We start from the raw sequence: 17,341 nt of genomic DNA, 5'->3' as shown, positions 1-17,341 counted from the left end.
TTTTTAAATAAAGGAGAAATTATGTATACTAATCCGACTTTAAAATATTGGAATGGAAGAATTGATTCCCAATCTGACATGGACAGCTTCAGATACCACCAAAGAGTACGTTTGGCACCGATTTCGGAATTAGCCATTTCTTCCAATGCGTCAAGGACCTTTGGATTGATTGGCTTCAAATGTGATGAAGGCGTCAAAAGGAATAAAGGCAGGATTGGTGCTTCAGAGGGGCCTGATCATATTAGGCAGTCTTTGGCAAAATTACCCTGTCATTTGCCTTCCCAAACCGAGCTGGTGGATGCTGGCGATGTAATATGTGAAGGTACAGAGATGGAGGCCGCCCAATCCCAACTTGGATCGGCTGTTACCCGAATATTGGAGAGTAAAGCGATTCCTATCATACTTGGGGGAGGGCACGAAACCCTGTATGGCCATTATCTTGGGATTAGGAAATCCATTGGACCAAAAGCTAGATTGGGGATTATTAATATTGACGCTCACTTTGATATGAGGCCTTATGAAAAAGAAAGTTCATCAGGAACGATGTTTAAGCAGATTTTGGACGAAGATCAAAGTTGTGGCTATTTATGTGTTGGAATTCAGAAGCAGGGGAATACGAAGGCACTGTTTGAAACAGCCGATAGAAGTAAGGTCGACTACATATTGGAAGAAGATTTGTCATTGAACGAAATGGATGAAACTAAGCGGCGGATAAATGAATTCGCTAAGGAAAATGACTACATTATTCTTACATTATGTACGGACGTTATTGATTCAGCCTACGCACCTGGGGTAAGTGCTCCATCGCCGTTTGGACTGAATCCGAAATTGGTCCGTTCCATTATTAGGCATATCGTATCGAATGAAAAGATCCTCTCCTTTGATATCTCGGAAGTGAATCCTTCTTTGGACGAAAATAATAAAACCGTTACATTGGCAGCACATTTAATAAATGAGGTTTTACTGCATTTTAAATAATGAATGGACATGGAAAAGGGGGCAACTCCAATTTGGTCCTTTTAGAAGAGCGTTCCTTTTCACACCTGCTGTTGGGGCTTTCCTCAATGCCATCTCCATAATCAATTATCAGTATTGAAGCGATAAACCTTTGACAGATCCTGACTGTCCATGAATCATTCATGGACAGTCTTTTTTTGCCGCCTATCAAGGATTTATGGTCCCGGGCATTGTTCGACTAACCCTTTAAAGTGTAAAGGAACCTCCAAACGGCCTCTTCATTAGATGATTAACCATAACTCTGCCAGAGTTCAATACTGATACTTGTGGGTTTTTAGTTTATAATAACAACCATCTAGCCTTTTGAGGGGGGATTCCATGAATGAATATAAAGTGACGGTTAGGAATGGCAGTACCTTAATTTTGTCGGAAATCATTAAAGCTGAAGATGAAAGAGAAGTCCTTGGCACTCTTTTGATTTCCAGCGAATTATTTAATCAACCATTTACCGACATCAGGATTTTAGAACGCTGATTTGTGCCTTCCCGTTCCATTTGTTACACTGTAATAAATCTTAATACGGTAGGCGATATTATGTGTGGACGTTTCACCCTTTTCACTGACATTGAAGAAATAAAAGATCGGTTTGATATTCAAGGATCATTTGATGAGGAATACCAATTCAGCTACAATATTGCTCCCTCCCAATCCGTGCTATCCGTCATTAATGACGGGGCAATGAACCGACTTGGATATCTTCGGTGGGGACTCATTCCTTTCTGGGCAAAAGACGAAAAAGTGGGCTATAAAATGATCAATGCCAGAGCGGAAACCATTGCCGAGAAAGCAAGCTTCAAGAATGCGTATAAGAAGAAGAGATGCTTGATAATCGCTGACTCATTTTATGAGTGGAAGAAGACACCAGAAAGAAAAATACCGATGCGAATAAAACTGAAGAATCATGCTCCATTTGGAATGGCCGGTATATGGGAATCCTGGAAATCCCCTGAAGGCCTCAGCATCTACACGTGCTCCGTTATAACAACCGTTCCTAATGAGCTGATGACCAGCATTCATGATCGTATGCCTGTCATCCTAAAACCGGAAGATGAAAAGGATTGGTTGAATCCAACCAATAATGATCCTGCATATCTGCAGCAGTATTTAAAGTCATTCGATTCGGAACAGATGGAAGCCTTTGAGGTATCGACTGATGTGAACTCGACCAAAAATAATTCATCTAACCTAATACAACAAATTTGCTGAGAGGTCATTAGACCTCTTTTTTATATGAATTCCGTCCCGATAAATGAAAATAACTGATTAACTGCACATGTCAAGATCTCTTTATAATCAGTAAGGAGTGCATGTAAAATAATTTAAAATTAACCCTTGCGAAAATAGACAAAATGCTGTACTGTTATATTTGCTTTTCAAAACGACTTTCGATGTCACGAACTTAGGCAAGTTTCCAGCGTGGTACTTTTCTGGCAGGCATCGTAATTTTTGATAAATTATATAATGTAATCTTCTTATCAAGAGAGACGGAGGGACTGGCCCGAAGATGTCTCGGCAGCGGACTTAAATGGAGTGCTGTGCCAAATCCAGCAGGCTGATTTTCGCCTGAAAGATAAGGAGGGTGTTTTTTATAAATTAAAAGACCTCTTCTTGTTGTTAAATAGAAGGGGTCTTTTTTATGCCAGTTTTTTTGCTATAGCTCCATGACTGGATAATCAGGTAGGTTCAAATTGGAGTTATTTGCGAAAACTGTTAATAGAATAAGAGCTGTGACAAATGTCGCGGGAAAAATAAAAAGAGGTGTACATCATGAGTGCAAACAATAAAGGAAATCCATGGGCATTGATCCCGTTTGTCGTATTTTTAATTTTATTTATAGGGTCCGGAATCATCACTAAAGATTTTTATTCATTTCCGGTGATTGTAGCGATTTCAATTGCATCGGCAGCTGCATTGGCGATGAATCGGAAAGAGACATTCAATGAAAAGGTTGATATCTTCTGTAAAGGTGCCGGTGACGCCAATATTATGTTAATGGTTATCATTTTCCTTTTAGCTGGCGCTTTTGCCGAAGTTGCCAATGGCATGGGGGCAGTTGAATCAACTGTGAATCTTGCCTTAGCTGTTTTTCCGCAAAATCTATTAATGGTAGGGATTTTCATTATCGCTTGTTTTATTTCTCTATCTATGGGGACGAGCATGGGAACGATTGTAGCACTAGCGCCTATCGGGGTGGGAATTAGTGAGCAAACCGATATTTCGCTTGCCCTATCAATGGCGGCCGTTATTGGTGGTGCGATGTTTGGAGATAACCTTTCCTTCATTTCAGATACGACAATCGCTGCAGTTCGAACTCAAGGAACGAAAATGAAGGATAAGTTTAAAGTGAATTTTTTCATCGTTTTACCTGCTGCCATCATCACATGTGTCATCCTAGGAATTTTAACCATGGGCGAACAAGCCGACATCTCCCAACAGTCTTATAATTGGGTGAAGATTCTTCCATATCTTTGCGTATTGATCACTGCATTGGCAGGAGTCAATGTGTTCCTGGTCCTTTCCATCGGAATCGTATTTGCCGGAATTATCGGCTTGGCTGATGGAAGTTATCAACCGTTGGGTGTCATTCAAAAAGTTGGTGAAGGAATGGCGGGAATGTATGAAATATCCTTCCTTGCCATTTTAATAGCAGGTATGGTAGCTGTAATCAAACATAATGGTGGCATCGATTATCTACTCCACCTCGTGACCCGAAATAGCAAATCAAAAAAAGGGGCGGAATTCAGCATTGCCGGGCTTGTTGGTTTGACGAACCTTTCGACGGCAAATAACACGATTTCGATTATCATTGCCGGGCCACTTGCCAAAAATATCGCTGATAAGTATGGGATTGATCCGCGTAAATCGGCGAGCTTACTTGACGTTTTTGCCTGTTGTATCCAAGGGTTGATTCCATATGGAGCACAACTGCTTGTTGCAGCAGGGGTAGCAAAAATTTCTCCGATGAGCATCTTGCCGTATTCATATTATCCAATACTAATTGGACTTTGTGGTGTCGTTGCCATCTTGATTGGTTTTCCACGGTTTCAGCAGGGAAATGATGAAACGAAGAAACATACTTCTTAAAAAGAGAATAATAATGAAAAAACACCCTGAATCATTGGATGCAGGGTGTTTTCTGTATGGGTGAAATACTAAAACATAAGCAATTCAAAAGTGATCTTCGCACTTATGTCAGTATCAGTGTTCAAAATGTAATCAAGGCAGTCTTCATTTCATTTCCTTGTATTTTTAAATGTATGGTAACAAACTTTTTTTCCATCACCAAAATAACTGCGTAATTCCCGTCCATATTGAAAACGCGACGCATAATGGTTGTGTGTGCGACATTTGTCATGAATAGAGGACAACACCAACTAAACCAGAAAGAATAATTACATAGGCTGGGTGCCAGCGTAATTTCATTAGGGCAAATAATGATAATCCAAAAACGAGTAATAAGCTTATCGTATGCCATGAAAAGTTCTGGACTATCATATGATTGGAAAGTGCTAAACTGATTGCTGCAAAGAGGATTAAACTAGTGACAATGGGTCTTAAACCATAAAACATGGATTGAATAACTGGATAATGATTCAATTTGCTGAAGAAGGTGGCTATGACGGTGACGAATATAATAGCAGGTAGCAAGATTCCGAGAGCAGATGATATGGCTCCTGCTAATCCAGCAGTCGAATAGCCAACGAGAATGGCACTATTGGCTGTGACAGGTCCTGGAGACATTCCGGAAATGGCGATTATATCGGTAAATTGTTGCGTCGTCATCCATCCATGCTGTGAGACTTCCGATTCTATTAGGGGAATCATGGCGTATCCGCCTCCGAACGATACAAAGCCGATAATAAAGAAGGTACTAAACAACTCCCACAATTCCATCATTTCATCACACGCTTTCTTGAAAATTAGTTAGCCCCTTTTTTGATTTACCTATATGCCAGCACCCATGAAAGGTTCGAAATCATTTTCTTCTTTTCTTATATCTTTTCTGTCCATCTTGACATCGTAACCTAATTTTCTCTTAATGGAGATTGTCACAATACCCGCTACAGCTCCTGCTACTATAACTATCACAGGATGAATAAAGAAGAGGACTGGAATTCCTACTATTAAAATACAGAAAGTTGATTTATCTACAACAGCCGTTTTTCCTATCTTGATAGCCGCATAGGCGATGATGGCTACAATGGAAGCTCTGATCGATATGAATGCGGATTCTATCTTCGGATTATCCTGAATGAAAAAATACAAAAAGCCGAGGAGCAGAACAATTAAAAAGGTAGGTAATGAAACACCGATCATGGCGGCCATTGCCCCCTTCATTCCGGCAATTCGATGGCCGATAAAGGTGGCGGAGTTAATGGCGACAGCTCCCGGTACGGACTGGGATAAGGCAAAAACATCCGTAACTTCTTCGCTTTTCATCCATTTCCTCTTTTCGACCACTTCTTTTTCGATTAAAGGGATCATCGCAAACCCGCCTCCGAATGTGACAGGTGCTATTTTAAAAAAGGTCCAAAATAAATGGAATAGAGTTTTCCATTGTCCTTTCATTGACATCAGTCACTTCCTTTGCCGTTAAGTTTAAATCTTATTACTACCATATCAAAGAAAAAGGAATGGGTAAATTGCAACAAAATCATCGGGTATAACAAAACGTTATACCCAGAAGATTTATCCGCTTTATAAAGAATGTCGCCAATAATTTAATAGCCTCACTTATTCAGGGATGTAGCACTCTTTTTTCATTTCACCATTTACCTTTAATGATGCTATCATTTTAATAAACTATCTAAAAATATGGAGGTCGTTTTCTTGAAATTGGAAAATTTGAAAATGTTTTGTTTAGTGGTAGATGAAGGAAGTATAAGCCAGGCAGCGAGGTTAAGTTTCCTCTCTCAACCCGCTGTAACAAGACAAATCCATCAACTGGAAAATTATTATAACACTTTGCTATTCGACCGTGAGGAAGGAAGGCTGAGAGTTACAGAAGCAGGAAAATTGTTATACCCTTTTGCAAAAGCTATTGTAAATGACTTCAACCATTCAAAAGAAGTGATTCAGCAATCAACGGGCAAGTACAATGCAAACCTCATAGTAGGGGCATCCTTGACTATCGGTGAGTATTTGTTGCCGAGCTTGCTAGGGAGATTTAAAAAACAACAGCCTGAAATAAAAGTGACATTAACGATAAAAAATACCCCCCGGGTTCTGGAGGATCTTTCAAACGATGTCATTGATTTGGCCTTGGTGGAAGGACTTGTGGAAAACGCCGATTTTATTGTAGAAAAGTTTGCCGAGGACGAATTGATATTGGTCTGTCCGTCCGACCACCCATGGAAAGGCAGGAAAGAAATTCAGCTTGAGGAATTGGGGAATGAAAGGATGATTTGGCGTGAATCCATTTCAGGAACACGGCTTATAGTAGAAAACATGTTAAGGAAGCATGGGGTTTTAGAAAAAATAGAAAACTACATGGAGATTGGTAGCACACAAGCGATAAAAAGTGCGGTTGAAGCTGGACTTGGAATCAGCATTTTGCCAAGGTTGACAGTGGCCAGGGAATTGGAGCAAGGCTTTTTGCGGGAAGTGGGTATTTCCAGAATAGATATAACAAGAAATCTATGGCTAGTCAGGAAAAACAAGCGTTTTAATAAAATAGGGGTGTCTAAATTTGTTGATTTTATTCAATAAGGAAGGAAAGCCACTTTGGTTTACTAATACAATTTGGCAGCGTTTTCCGTTTCATGGTTAACGATGTGCCCCCGGTCCCCTTACCTTGAAAAAGTCATAGCAAATTGAATATACCGCATGATTATTCATAAAAGCTCTTCTCTATCGGGAGGGGCTTTTTGTATTTGGATGTTCAGATTAAGGTTAGCCGAACAAACGTATGTAAACAAGCAGTTTATATATAAATAAAATTGAAGTTACTATTAGTAATAGGAAATATACTTAATGGCTAATTAATTATAAAATAAATTCATATTATTCTAAAAATTTCTATGAGAAGAGAAAGTTTACTTCTACAACATACGGAATATAGACATGATATCTGCTTATTCAAACGAGAAAGGGGTATGAAATGTCCAAAGTATCTTTTATTAAAGGAATTGCCTCCGTTCCCATTGTTTTTGTTTTACTAGCAGGGTCTTCCGTTACAAATGCTGCGTCAGATGAGCCAATGCCGGCAACAAAGGCAACTATTTCAGCAATATGACATTTACAGATTCGAAAACCAATTACATGATTGATCTAGATAATTCTGTATTGAATTTCAAGAAAGGGAAAATGGCGTCCAACCCTGATGCAACATTAACATTAGATAGAATGACCTTTTATCAAATTGCTCTAGGACGTGAAGATTTATCCAAAATGGAAGCGGCCGGTAAAGTTTCCATTTCCGGTGATAAAGAACAGTTTGAAGATTTCCTGTCTTTGCTTGATCAATTTCAACCAAAGGTCAATATCGTTACTCCATGATAATCAATTACTTTATAGCATGATGGATCAAGTGACCGATGTTTCTACCCGCGAGTCTACTTATTAGTCTCGTGGGTTTGAATGTATCAAATAATCTTGTAGGCATCCCAGTTTCGTTTTTTTAAATCATTATTGTCTTTTAAAGAAAACGCTCCTAATAGTCACAGAACAAAAATCAAAAAGTGAAAAGTGAATTTTCAGTCTTGGGCATTTTAAAAGGAATTGTAAGCGCTTCCCTTATATATTCAAAAGTTTTGTGAAAATCTAAAAAATGGAGTGATGAGGAATGCAGCTGTATGCAAGTAAGAAACGAAAATTAGTGATTAGCGGCCTTTTATTTGTTGGAATGATTTTAAGCTTTTTTGATCGCGTTGCCATAAATGTCGGGATAATTCCAATTGCAGATGAGTTTCATCTCAATACTTCTCAAACAGGTTTTTTAATTAGTATATTTTTTGTTAGTTACTCACTCATGCAACCGCTTGGCGGATGGATGACCGATAAATATGGAGCAAGGGTCATGGTTACAGTTTCTTTGTTTAGTTGGTCTTTATTCACTGTAATGTCTGGGTTTGCTTGGTCATTTATGTCTTTATTATTCATTCGTTTTCTGTTCGGGTTAGGTGAAGGGCCTTTCTATCCTGCCAGTATGTCCACTATAAGAAATAACTTCCCGGAAGAAGAACGGGGCCGGGCAAATTCGTTTTTCCTGTCCGCCCAGAATATTGGCGGGATATTAGGTACTGCACTTGCCGCTTCGATGGTTGTAGCTTTCGGTTGGCGGGGCATGTTTACCATTGCCGGAATTATAGGGATATTAATTTCTTTCGGTATTTGGTTCATTCTAAAGCCTCAAGGAACTCAAGAGGTTAGAAAAGACAATCCGAAACAAAAAAAGGTAGCCCTGAAACTATTATTTAAAATCGAAAACATTTGGAAACTCATAACTTTCAAGTTTATCTCAAATATTATCAACTATGGTCTGATCACTTGGATGCCTATATATTTGGTTAAGGAAAAAGGGGTTGATTTAATAGCCGCCGGGGGGTTATTGGCAATCCCTTATGTTTTTGGTTTCTTGATGTTTAATGTAAGCGGATGGCTTCTGGATAAGCATATGGCTAACCGGGAGAAGTATCTTGCCGCTGCTGGCGCAATATTATCGGCAATTTTTCTCTTTTTAATGTCTAACGCCACGTCCATAGCACTTATCATCACTTATCTCACTCTCAACTCCGTAGCGCTGTCTTTCTTTGGAACCGTTCTATATACGATTATCATAAAATACTCACCAAAGGAACTTACCGGTTCTGCCTCCGGACTCGTAACTTTTGCTGGTCAAATTGCAGGTGCGGTTTCTCCTTTAGCCCTCGGTTTGATTATCAGTTGGTTCAATGACTCCTATAATGCAGCTTTCTTGTTTTTGGTAATAATAGCGTTATTGGGAACGGTTGTTGCCGTTTCTATTAAAAATAATCGGGCACAACCCGCTAAAGAATACGAAAAAACAACTACCATTGTATAAAACTGGCACTCTGTTTTTGAGGAGGGAGTTCGAGATGTCCTGATTCTTCTTCTCTAAAATTGAAAGGGCTTTATGTTCGAGGTATGATATTGGTAATAGGCTAGAAGGAGAATGAACCATGAATATTGAACAATTGGAATATATCATAAAGGTGGCCGAGGTAAACTCGATTTCCACGGCTTCAGAGAGCCTCCATATCTCTCAATCTGGAATCAGCATGGCCATTACCAGTCTGGAGAAGGAATTAGGTATAAAAATCTTCAAGCGGTCACGGTTAGGAACGATACCTACAGAAGACGGAAAGGAAATCATCCAGAAAGCTCTTGAAGTATTAAGCAAATTGGAAGAAATAAGAGACAGTGCGCAAATACATTCAGATACGATGGAAAAAGAGTTACGCCTATCCTCTACACAAGGTTTATTTCTTACGGTTTTGCCTAAATCCTTGGCATTATTTAAGAAGAAGTATCCCGAGGTGAAAATCGTGATTGAAGAAAAAGGGGGACAAGAGATAACCGAAGAAGTACTGAATGATAAGATAGACATCGGGCTCTTGAATATTCCAAAGGTTAAACCAAAAGAAAATGAGTTGGAATTTCAACCTATAATGGAAGCAAAAGTGATTGTGTCGGTCAGTAAGAATTCCCCTTTAGCCAACCGTAAAAGCATAACCCCACAAGAGCTAATGGACCAAAATTTGGTCGTTTACAATGGACCAAGAATGAAGGCGTTCATCAAAGTTTTTTTTGATCATTACGGTGAGATGAATATTTTGTTTTTCACAAATAATACAGAAATCATCAAAAAAACCGTCGCTGAGGGGTTAGCCATTGCCTTTTCCTATGATATTGGAGTTAACAGCGACCCCTATTTCCTAAGCGGGGAACTTGTGGCCATTCCTTTGGTGGAGCTAGAAAATAATACAATGGAATTCGGTTACGTTCGCTCTAAGAAGCAGAATTTTTCAAAAGCTGCCAGGGAGTTTATTAAATGTCTCGAATTCTACACTTCTCTTAAATATTAGTTTCCCATGCTGAAGGGGAACTAATATTTTTTTTACATCAATATTTTTTATATTTACATCATATATCCTTATTTTACTTAAATATTATTTACATTTAAAATTAATTTTATAACATTTTAAATATTTAAATAGTTCAACGAATAAATCAAAAATGTGAAAGGGGAAACTTATGGTAACGACGCAGGAAGAGAAATTAGAGGTACTTCAAACAAAGTTGCAGGATTTCATCCAAAATGAATTGCTTCCATATGAACAGGAGCATGGCTTGAACGCTGAAGAGGATATTCCGATGGAAGCCATAAAATGGGCAAGGAAAAGATCCAGGGAATTGGGCTTTTACGGAATTAACCTCCCTGAAAAATATGGCGGACAAGAAGTAAGCTTAAAAGGATTATGCATGTTCAAGGAAGAATTGGCACGTTCCGGAGCGGTTTTATGGGGGCAGGTTATAGGGGAGATTGGCGGGCCGCTAAGAATTGGTCAGATGTTGGAAAGTTTTACACCGGAGCAAATAGAAAAATATGTGATGCCCGTTGTGACGGGAGAAGTGAGTTGCTGCTTTGCCCTTACAGAACCAAATGCCGGTTCGGATGCATTCGCTATCGAAACAACAGCCGTTAAAGACGGAAATGATTATATATTAAGCGGAAAGAAACATTTTATCAGTGCGGCCCCCTATGCTGATTTCGCCATTGTCATAGCGAAAGAATCCCGGAAAGGAGAAAAAGAAAGGATCACTGCTTTCCTAGTTGATAAAAAAACACCACAACATCCAGGGTTTGAACTAGGAGACATTCAAGTTCCCCTATCAGGAGAACGCATACATGCCGAATTGAATTTCAATCAATGTCGAGTGCCTGCCGCCAATATAATCGGAGAACCAGGAAAAGGGTTGCTGCTCGGATTGAAAAGAATAAACACAAATCGCGCTTCCCATGCCGCCGGCTTTATCGGAATGGCTCAACACCTTCTCGATTTATCTATTGAACATGCCAAAACGCGAGTCCAGTATGGCCGGCCCATCGGTGACTTCCAGGCAATTCAGCATATGCTCGCAGATATGGCGACGGAAATCTATGCAGCAAAGTGCATGGTCTATGATGTGGTTGAAAAAATTGATCAAGGAAAAGAGGATCGTGCAGGCACGTCCATGGCTAAGCTGTTTGCTTCAGAAGTAAATAGCCGTGTGGCTGACAAGGCCATCCAAATCTTTGGCTCCAAAGGCTTGGTAAAAGGTCATCCTGTAGAAAAAATGTACAGGAGTGCACGGATGTATCGGATTCTGAGCGGAACCTCGGAAATTCAAAAAAATACAATTGCTAAAGCATTATTAAAAGGGTAAAACCTTTTTCGAGGGAGGAAAAAATACATGCTGCATAAGTTGACATTTCAGTCACTGTTGAATAAAGGAATGAAACGATTCGGCGAACTGCCAGCAATTACCTTGTTGCCAAGCGGGGAAACGATAACCTACGACGAGTTATGGAAGAAAACAGAACTTATTTCTTCTTATTTACTTCGCTTAGGTGCAGGAAGGGGTGTCCGCATAGCGACCATCATTCCAAACAGTTTGGAAAGTGTGATGTTTGGTTTGGCCATCCAGCAATGTGGAGCTACCTTAGTGCCATTAAGTGAAAAACTGGGGAAACGAGAAATACAATTCATCCTAAAGGAAGCAAAACCAGAAGTGGTCATAATAGCTACAAAGACACACTTTGACACCTTCTTTGAGTATTTGGAAGAAATGAAGAAGGAAGATGTCCATGTCATTGGGCTTCCTGGCTTTAATATTAATTATCCAGAGGAGTTTGAACGGTTTCAATGGCCCAGTGAAATAAATAATTTAGACTTGCCATTAGCTGAAGTAGAAGACATTGCCCTTCTTTCATATACAGGCGGGACAACGGGTACACCGAAAGGCGTCATGCATTCCCAGAAAGGACTCGGCGCCGCCATACTTTCTGCCGCTATCGAAGACCCGCTTGACGACCGAGACCGAGTATTGCTAAGTACGCCTATTGTGCATTCAGCCGGTTCATTACTTTGGAGATCCCTTGTTTCGGGCGTACATGTCTATGTGATGGGATCATTCGACGCTGCAGAATTCATACGGGCGATAAAGGAACATGAAATTACGACGACTTTCATGGTACCGACCATGTTATACAGACTACTTGATCAGACAAAGAAGATGGAATATGATATGAGCTCTATGCGCAATATTTTCTACGGCGCGTCACCAATTTCACAAAAGCGCCTTAAAGAAGCTTTTGAAGTATTCGGGCCCATTATGCGCCAGCAATACGGAATGACAGAATGTAATATTGTCATTACAAGACTATCGAAAAGCGCTCATGTATGGGCTTATCATAACAAATCGGAAATTTTGAAAAGCTGTGGAAAACCGTGCATTCTTACCGAAGTTCGACTGATTGATGATGAAGGAAATGATGTAAAACCATTAGAGCTTGGCGAAATTATCGTAAAATCGCCAGCGATGATGGCAGGCTATTATCAACGACCTGATCTTACCCAGGAATACATCCGTGATGGCTGGTTCTACACTGGTGATATTGGTAAATGGGATGAAAGCGGTTACCTTTATATCGTAGATCGAAAAAAAGATATGATCATTTCAGGCGGGATGAACGTATATTCTTCAGAAGTTGAGCGGGTGGTGAACCTGCACCCTTCTGTTGCATTAAGTGCTTGCATAGGTGTTCCCCATCCAGATTGGGGAGAAGTAGTGTGTGTCGTTGCATCAATGCAAGAAGGGTTGAACTGTACTAGTGAGGAATTAATTGATTTCTGCAAACAAAGAACCTCAAAGTATATGGTTCCTAAAGTTGTCTATTTTCTAGATAAGTTTCCATTAACTCCGATTGGTAAAATTGATAAGAAAGAATTAAGAAAGATGTTTGCACAAGGTATTCTAACCATCTAGGAGAGGCAGAACAAGGATATCATTAAAGAGCTAATTTCAACCTTGAGACCTACAGCAATCCAGAATATAAGATAGTGCAGATGAATGCAAAATAAGCCTCGCACGTTAATCTGGAATCAGGACGTGTGAGGCTTTTCTATATCTAGGTTGTTTTGATTAGGAATTTTATTAACGTTACAGTGAATGTTAAATGAAGTGAGGAAGAAAGATTATTATCTAAAGGAAATGATACTGAAATATTATATTTTTCGATTGATTACACCAATTCATGAATGAAAAAAATTGTGTGTTAGGATATAATATATTATTGTAATGGAGATTCATTCTGGAATTTCCTTTTTTTGTGGGGTTCATTTGTTTAGTTTATCTTCCTAATGAATCGGGAAATAAATTATAGTTGTATATGTTTTTATAATAATAATTAGAGTGAAGTAGAGGGGTTTGTTTTAATGGAGATATTAGAAAATTTTATTAGTGAGACAAATGATGTGTTGTGGTCATCCGTTTTAATCATCATGTTGATTGGGTTGGGACTTTATTTTTCCGTACGCACGAAGTTTGTTCAATTCAGAATGGTAGGGGAAATGTTCCGGCTATTGGGCGAAGGGGCCACAGCGGATAAAAAAGGTGTGACATCCTTTCAGGCATTTTGTATTAGTACGGCTTCCCGGGTAGGAACGGGTAACCTTGCAGGTGTTGCCATAGCGATCACTATGGGCGGACCTGGAGCCGTTTTCTGGATGTGGTTAATAGCACTGATCGGATCTGCTTCGGCTTTCATTGAAAGTACACTTGCTCAAATCTATAAGGTCAAGGATGGGGATGCATTCCGCGGCGGTCCTGCCTATTATATGGAAAAAGCATTGAATGCCCGCTGGATGGGCATCACTTTCGCTGTGTTGATTTCGCTTACATTTGGACTAGCATTCAACTCGGTACAAGCTAATACGATTACAAGCGCATTCAACGAATCGTTTGGGATTGAAAAGTGGGTTACGGCAATCATCTTGGCTATAGTCACGGCTGTCATCATTTTTGGCGGGATCAAATTGGTTGCAAAAGTCTCTGAAGTCATCGTTCCGATCATGGCAGGAGCCTATGTGATAGTGGCGTTGATTATCATCATCATGAATATTACCGAGTTACCGGGTGTTTTCGTTCTGATCTTTGAAAGTGCATTTAATGGAATAAAAGAAGTGGCTGGCGGGGTACTGGGAGCAGCCATGATGCAGGGAATCAAGCGCGGCCTATTTTCAAATGAAGCCGGGATGGGTAGTGCACCTAATGCAGGCGCGACGGCAGATGTCAGTCATCCCGTTAAACAAGGGCTCATTCAGTCACTAGGTGTTTTTGTCGATACGCTCATCATTTGCAGTTCGACTGCCTTCATCATTTTGTTTTCAGGTCTTTATACCTCGAAGGAAACGGATGGAATCGTCCTTACCCAAAATGCCCTTGGAACGGCATTGGGATCTTGGGCGGGTATTTTCCTTGCCATTATTGTACTGTTATTCGCCTTTAGCTCCATTGTGGGCAACTATTATTATGGAGAGTCGAACATTGGCTTCATAAATGAAAATAAGGTTTGGTTAAACATCTATCGTATCGCAGTCGTAGGGATGGTGATATTCGGTTCTCTTGCCTCATTGGATTTTGTTTGGGGACTGGCTGACTTACTGATGGCCCTTATGGCCATTATCAACCTGATCGCCATAGCATTACTAGGGAAGATTGCATTTGCTGCACTGGCGGATTATCAAATGCAAAAGAAAAGTGGGAAAAATCCTGTCTTCCATGTGAACAATATTAAAGGTTTGAAGAATGTGGAATGTTGGGGTGACCCATCCGATTATGTGGATGTGAAGAAGGAGGGCTAAGCTCTCATTAAACTTACAAGTAAAGTCCTTGAAAGGGGACTTTACTTGTAAGATTTTTTTTTGCCTTTTCCCTCCTTTTTTTATCATTATTGTATATTGCTTCATTTTTTACACAAAATACCTTTGTCTTAATACTGCTGTCAATCGATGATTGGACAATTTAAAAACTAGGAGTGAAAAAAATGGATAGCAAGCAATCAAAAAATGAATCTTCAGAAATCGCTGGAAGAATATATGATGTCAGTGATTATAAACGGGAAGATTCTTTATCTTCTGGACTGGCTACAACCCATGAACAAGTCTCGGATACTTATGCGGAAGGCGAAATAAAAGCAGTCGTTGATGATGTAAACGGAAGAGATATTGAGTTGCAAAAGAAAGAACTGAGAAAGAAAAGTAATAAATAATAGGATTTTTGCTTTTTAGGAACAAAAATTATCGCCTGATATTTTAAAGATTTGTCGGTATGATCCCCTAGCTTTTGGAAAGATGGAACAAGAGCTAGGGGATGCTTAATTAATAAATCCTTTCAGTCTCCAACATTTGAATCAATTCTTCCTTCGTTCTTGGGAAAAGGTCCCTTTCTGCAGGTTTCCTTGATTGAAGAAGGGCTTGAAACATTTCAAAAACCCATGGCTTCTCCAGATGTGCCTGCAGCAAAACGTCTTCATCATGGAAAACGGAAACAGGGTCCCCTTGGTATATCACCTTACCATCGTTCATGACCACGACTTCATCAGCCCATTGATAAGCTAAATTAACATCATGAGTTGATAGGATTATCGTTTTGTCAGGGTGATGGATACTGTCCAGCAGAGCCATGATCTGTCTTGAGAAATAAGGATCCAATCCAGCGGTAGGCTCATCCAAGAGCCAGACATCGGGTTCCATGGCGAGTACCCCTGCAATGGCGACACGTTTTTTTTGCCCTAGGCTCAAAAAATGAGTGGGTTTGTCTTTCAGTTCGGTTACTTCCGTTTCAGCCATTGCCCAATTTACTTTCTCCTGGACTGTATTTCTATCCCATCCTAAATTCATCGGTCCAAAAGATATATCCTGTTGTACATTAGCGGAAAAGAGCTGCAAGTCGGGATCTTGAAAAACGATCCCGACTTGCTTTCGTAATGATAATAATGCTTTACGGTCATATTTCATTTTCTTGCCCTTAAATCTGATCTTTCCTGCTGTAGGTTGTAAAAGACCATTTAAATGCAGGAATAAAGTCGATTTGCCGGCACCATTATTGCCTAATAATGCTACCTTTTTACCATGTTGGATCGTTAGCGAAAGATTGTTTAAAGCGAACGTTCCATCTGCGAATTGATGGGTGAGGCCTTCTATATGAAAAATATGCTCGTCCATTCTTGGTTTGCCTCCAATTTACAAAAATCCATTAATAAAGATTAAGCTTCCTAGTATTACAATCGTGATCAGCCAATTGCGTGAGGAATAGGTGTAAGTATCCTCGATATAGGAAAGGTTCTCCTGATAGCCTCTTGCGTTCATGGCCATCGTCAAATGTCCAGAGCGCTGCAATACTCCTAAAAATAATGATGAGATTAGTAATCCGAGAGATCGAATGCCTTTCCTTAACGAACCATACCCCAACCGTGAACCTTGTGATTGGTGAATGGCCAAAGCTGTATCTAAAAAAATAAAGATGAAGCGATAGGTCAGCTCTATTAAATCGACCAATAAGGAAGGCACTTTAAGTTTTCGCATCACCGATAGGATGACGGTAATGGGTGTAGTCAAGGTAAGGAAATATAAACAGCTGATGCTGCCGAATACGACAGTGATCAAATTGATCACTGTACCTACGCTGTCATCGCTGATGAATATTTGCCAGTTCCCGACATTCCAGGACCACCATATATTCGAAATCGAAGTTAATTTACTTGTAAAAGAAAAAAGGATGGTAATTGTTCCTGATAGTATAAAAAATCCTGGTAATAGAAGTAATTTAAGATAATAAGAAAACGGGATTTTTGCCGCAAAAATGATTAAAGCGCTCATCACCGTAAAAGTGATGAGCGAAACGGTCATATCCCTTACCGTTAACGAAAATAGCAAAAGGGAGAGTGCAAAAACCATCTTTTCCAACGGATGTACATCCTTTAGCCCATTGAAATAGGCATATTTATCAATGAGTAACATGCTTCGATTTTTCGGGAATTTCTTGTTTGGTTTGCTTATTCCTTTGTCTCGTTACACCTATGAAATAACCAATGAAACCAGCTCCGATTGCAGCTTGCAGCGCAAATAATAAGCTTTCGGTTTCTGCACCTGGCGGCTCCCAAATACTGTTGAACCATGGCTTGTATTCCGGCTGGATTTTAGTGATGGCTTCTTCAGCCTCCCCATCTGCACCGCCAAATTCCGTTCCTTGTTGTGTGATTAACGGGATGGTAGCTAGAATGACGACCAGGAAAAGCAGCAGTAAACTTTTTTTCATG

Annotated in this window: 18 protein-coding genes and 1 riboswitch; of the genes, 13 read left to right on the top strand and 5 right to left on the bottom strand. The window is 39.8% G+C overall.

The genetic code is table 11. From position 1 onward, the window contains the following. The first annotated feature begins 21 nt into the window (after positions 1–21). From hutG to ACFX4I_RS05110, 4 genes are all read left to right on the top strand, one after another. Positions 22–978: a formimidoylglutamase gene (gene hutG, locus ACFX4I_RS05125; RefSeq protein WP_377419475.1), complete on the top strand. Its 957-nt coding sequence runs from the start codon at positions 22–24 to the stop codon at positions 976–978. A gap of 357 nt (positions 979–1,335) precedes the next feature. Continuing rightward, positions 1,336–1,491, top strand: a complete 156-nt coding sequence (locus ACFX4I_RS05120) for a hypothetical protein (RefSeq protein ID WP_153246094.1) — start codon at positions 1,336–1,338, stop codon at positions 1,489–1,491. Positions 1,492–1,551: 60 nt separating this feature from the next. Beyond that, on the top strand, positions 1,552–2,223 hold the full coding sequence (locus tag ACFX4I_RS05115; RefSeq protein ID WP_377419473.1) for an SOS response-associated peptidase: 672 nt from the start codon (positions 1,552–1,554) through the stop codon (positions 2,221–2,223). A 263-nt stretch (positions 2,224–2,486) separates the two neighbouring features. Then, positions 2,487–2,594: riboswitch (SAM riboswitch) on the top strand. Positions 2,595–2,784: 190 nt separating this feature from the next. Further along, positions 2,785–4,101 carry a Na+/H+ antiporter NhaC family protein gene (locus tag ACFX4I_RS05110; protein WP_230302488.1) on the top strand — a complete coding sequence of 439 codons (1,317 nt, stop codon included), beginning with the start codon at positions 2,785–2,787 and terminating at the stop codon, positions 4,099–4,101. 267 nt (positions 4,102–4,368) lie between these two features. On the opposite strand, the gene ACFX4I_RS05105 is transcribed toward ACFX4I_RS05110, so the two are convergent. Both ACFX4I_RS05105 and ACFX4I_RS05100 read right to left on the bottom strand, forming a co-directional pair. Continuing rightward, positions 4,369–4,914, bottom strand: coding sequence for a chromate transporter (locus tag ACFX4I_RS05105; RefSeq protein ID WP_377419471.1), 546 nt, complete (start codon positions 4,912–4,914; stop codon positions 4,369–4,371). A 48-nt stretch (positions 4,915–4,962) separates the two neighbouring features. Continuing rightward, positions 4,963–5,592: a chromate transporter gene (locus ACFX4I_RS05100; protein ID WP_230302490.1), complete on the bottom strand. Its 630-nt coding sequence runs from the start codon at positions 5,590–5,592 to the stop codon at positions 4,963–4,965. A 255-nt stretch (positions 5,593–5,847) separates the two neighbouring features. Between ACFX4I_RS05100 and ACFX4I_RS05095 the strand changes: the two genes are divergently transcribed. The 9 genes from ACFX4I_RS05095 to ACFX4I_RS05055 all read left to right on the top strand — a co-directional run bounded on the left by ACFX4I_RS05095 (position 5,848) and on the right by ACFX4I_RS05055 (position 15,292). Then, on the top strand, positions 5,848–6,726 hold the full coding sequence (locus tag ACFX4I_RS05095; protein ID WP_377419469.1) for a LysR family transcriptional regulator: 879 nt from the start codon (positions 5,848–5,850) through the stop codon (positions 6,724–6,726). 391 nt (positions 6,727–7,117) lie between these two features. Then, the gene (locus ACFX4I_RS05090) at positions 7,118–7,252 is read left to right on the top strand and encodes a hypothetical protein (RefSeq protein ID WP_377419467.1); all 135 of its coding nucleotides are present in this window, start codon (positions 7,118–7,120) and stop codon (positions 7,250–7,252) included. Then, on the top strand, positions 7,249–7,515 hold the full coding sequence (locus ACFX4I_RS05085) for an alkyl sulfatase C-terminal domain-containing protein (RefSeq protein ID WP_377419465.1): 267 nt from the start codon (positions 7,249–7,251) through the stop codon (positions 7,513–7,515). Before ACFX4I_RS05090 ends, ACFX4I_RS05085 begins: the two co-directional genes overlap by 4 nt. 286 nt (positions 7,516–7,801) lie before the next feature. Further along, entirely contained in the window at positions 7,802–9,040 is a 1,239-nt protein-coding gene (locus ACFX4I_RS05080) for an MFS transporter (protein WP_230302494.1), read from the top strand. Between the two features lie 118 nt (positions 9,041–9,158). Beyond that, positions 9,159–10,064: a LysR family transcriptional regulator gene (locus tag ACFX4I_RS05075; RefSeq protein WP_230302495.1), complete on the top strand. Its 906-nt coding sequence runs from the start codon at positions 9,159–9,161 to the stop codon at positions 10,062–10,064. 169 nt (positions 10,065–10,233) lie between these two features. Continuing rightward, on the top strand, positions 10,234–11,406 hold the full coding sequence (locus ACFX4I_RS05070) for an acyl-CoA dehydrogenase family protein (RefSeq protein ID WP_283932942.1): 1,173 nt from the start codon (positions 10,234–10,236) through the stop codon (positions 11,404–11,406). 27 nt (positions 11,407–11,433) lie between these two features. After that, positions 11,434–13,008, top strand: a complete 1,575-nt coding sequence (locus tag ACFX4I_RS05065; protein WP_283932943.1) for a class I adenylate-forming enzyme family protein — start codon at positions 11,434–11,436, stop codon at positions 13,006–13,008. A gap of 449 nt (positions 13,009–13,457) precedes the next feature. Further along, positions 13,458–14,885 carry an alanine/glycine:cation symporter family protein gene (locus ACFX4I_RS05060; protein WP_230303223.1) on the top strand — a complete coding sequence of 476 codons (1,428 nt, stop codon included), beginning with the start codon at positions 13,458–13,460 and terminating at the stop codon, positions 14,883–14,885. A gap of 182 nt (positions 14,886–15,067) precedes the next feature. Continuing rightward, positions 15,068–15,292, top strand: a complete 225-nt coding sequence (locus tag ACFX4I_RS05055) for a YozQ family protein (protein ID WP_283932945.1) — start codon at positions 15,068–15,070, stop codon at positions 15,290–15,292. A gap of 109 nt (positions 15,293–15,401) precedes the next feature. Here ACFX4I_RS05055 and ACFX4I_RS05050 read toward each other — a convergent pair whose 3' ends face one another. Genes ACFX4I_RS05050 through ACFX4I_RS05040 form a run of 3 tightly spaced genes read right to left on the bottom strand, consistent with a single transcriptional unit; the run spans position 15,402 to position 17,340 of the window. Further along, positions 15,402–16,247: an energy-coupling factor ABC transporter ATP-binding protein gene (locus tag ACFX4I_RS05050; RefSeq protein WP_230303221.1), complete on the bottom strand. Its 846-nt coding sequence runs from the start codon at positions 16,245–16,247 to the stop codon at positions 15,402–15,404. Between the two features lie 18 nt (positions 16,248–16,265). Beyond that, on the bottom strand, positions 16,266–17,042 hold the full coding sequence (gene cbiQ / locus ACFX4I_RS05045; RefSeq protein WP_377419461.1) for a cobalt ECF transporter T component CbiQ: 777 nt from the start codon (positions 17,040–17,042) through the stop codon (positions 16,266–16,268). Beyond that, positions 17,029–17,340 carry an energy-coupling factor ABC transporter substrate-binding protein gene (locus ACFX4I_RS05040; protein ID WP_076371496.1) on the bottom strand — a complete coding sequence of 104 codons (312 nt, stop codon included), beginning with the start codon at positions 17,338–17,340 and terminating at the stop codon, positions 17,029–17,031. Before ACFX4I_RS05040 ends, cbiQ begins: the two co-directional genes overlap by 14 nt. Between the last annotated feature and the right edge of the window lies 1 nt (position 17,341).

The organism is Peribacillus sp. YIM B13472, assembly GCF_042788005.1.
GTDB classification, from domain to species: Bacteria; Bacillota; Bacilli; order Bacillales; family DSM-1321; genus Peribacillus; species Peribacillus simplex_E.
The sequence above is the reverse complement of the archived record's forward strand: the minus strand, read 5'-3'. Positions and strand labels throughout refer to the sequence as shown.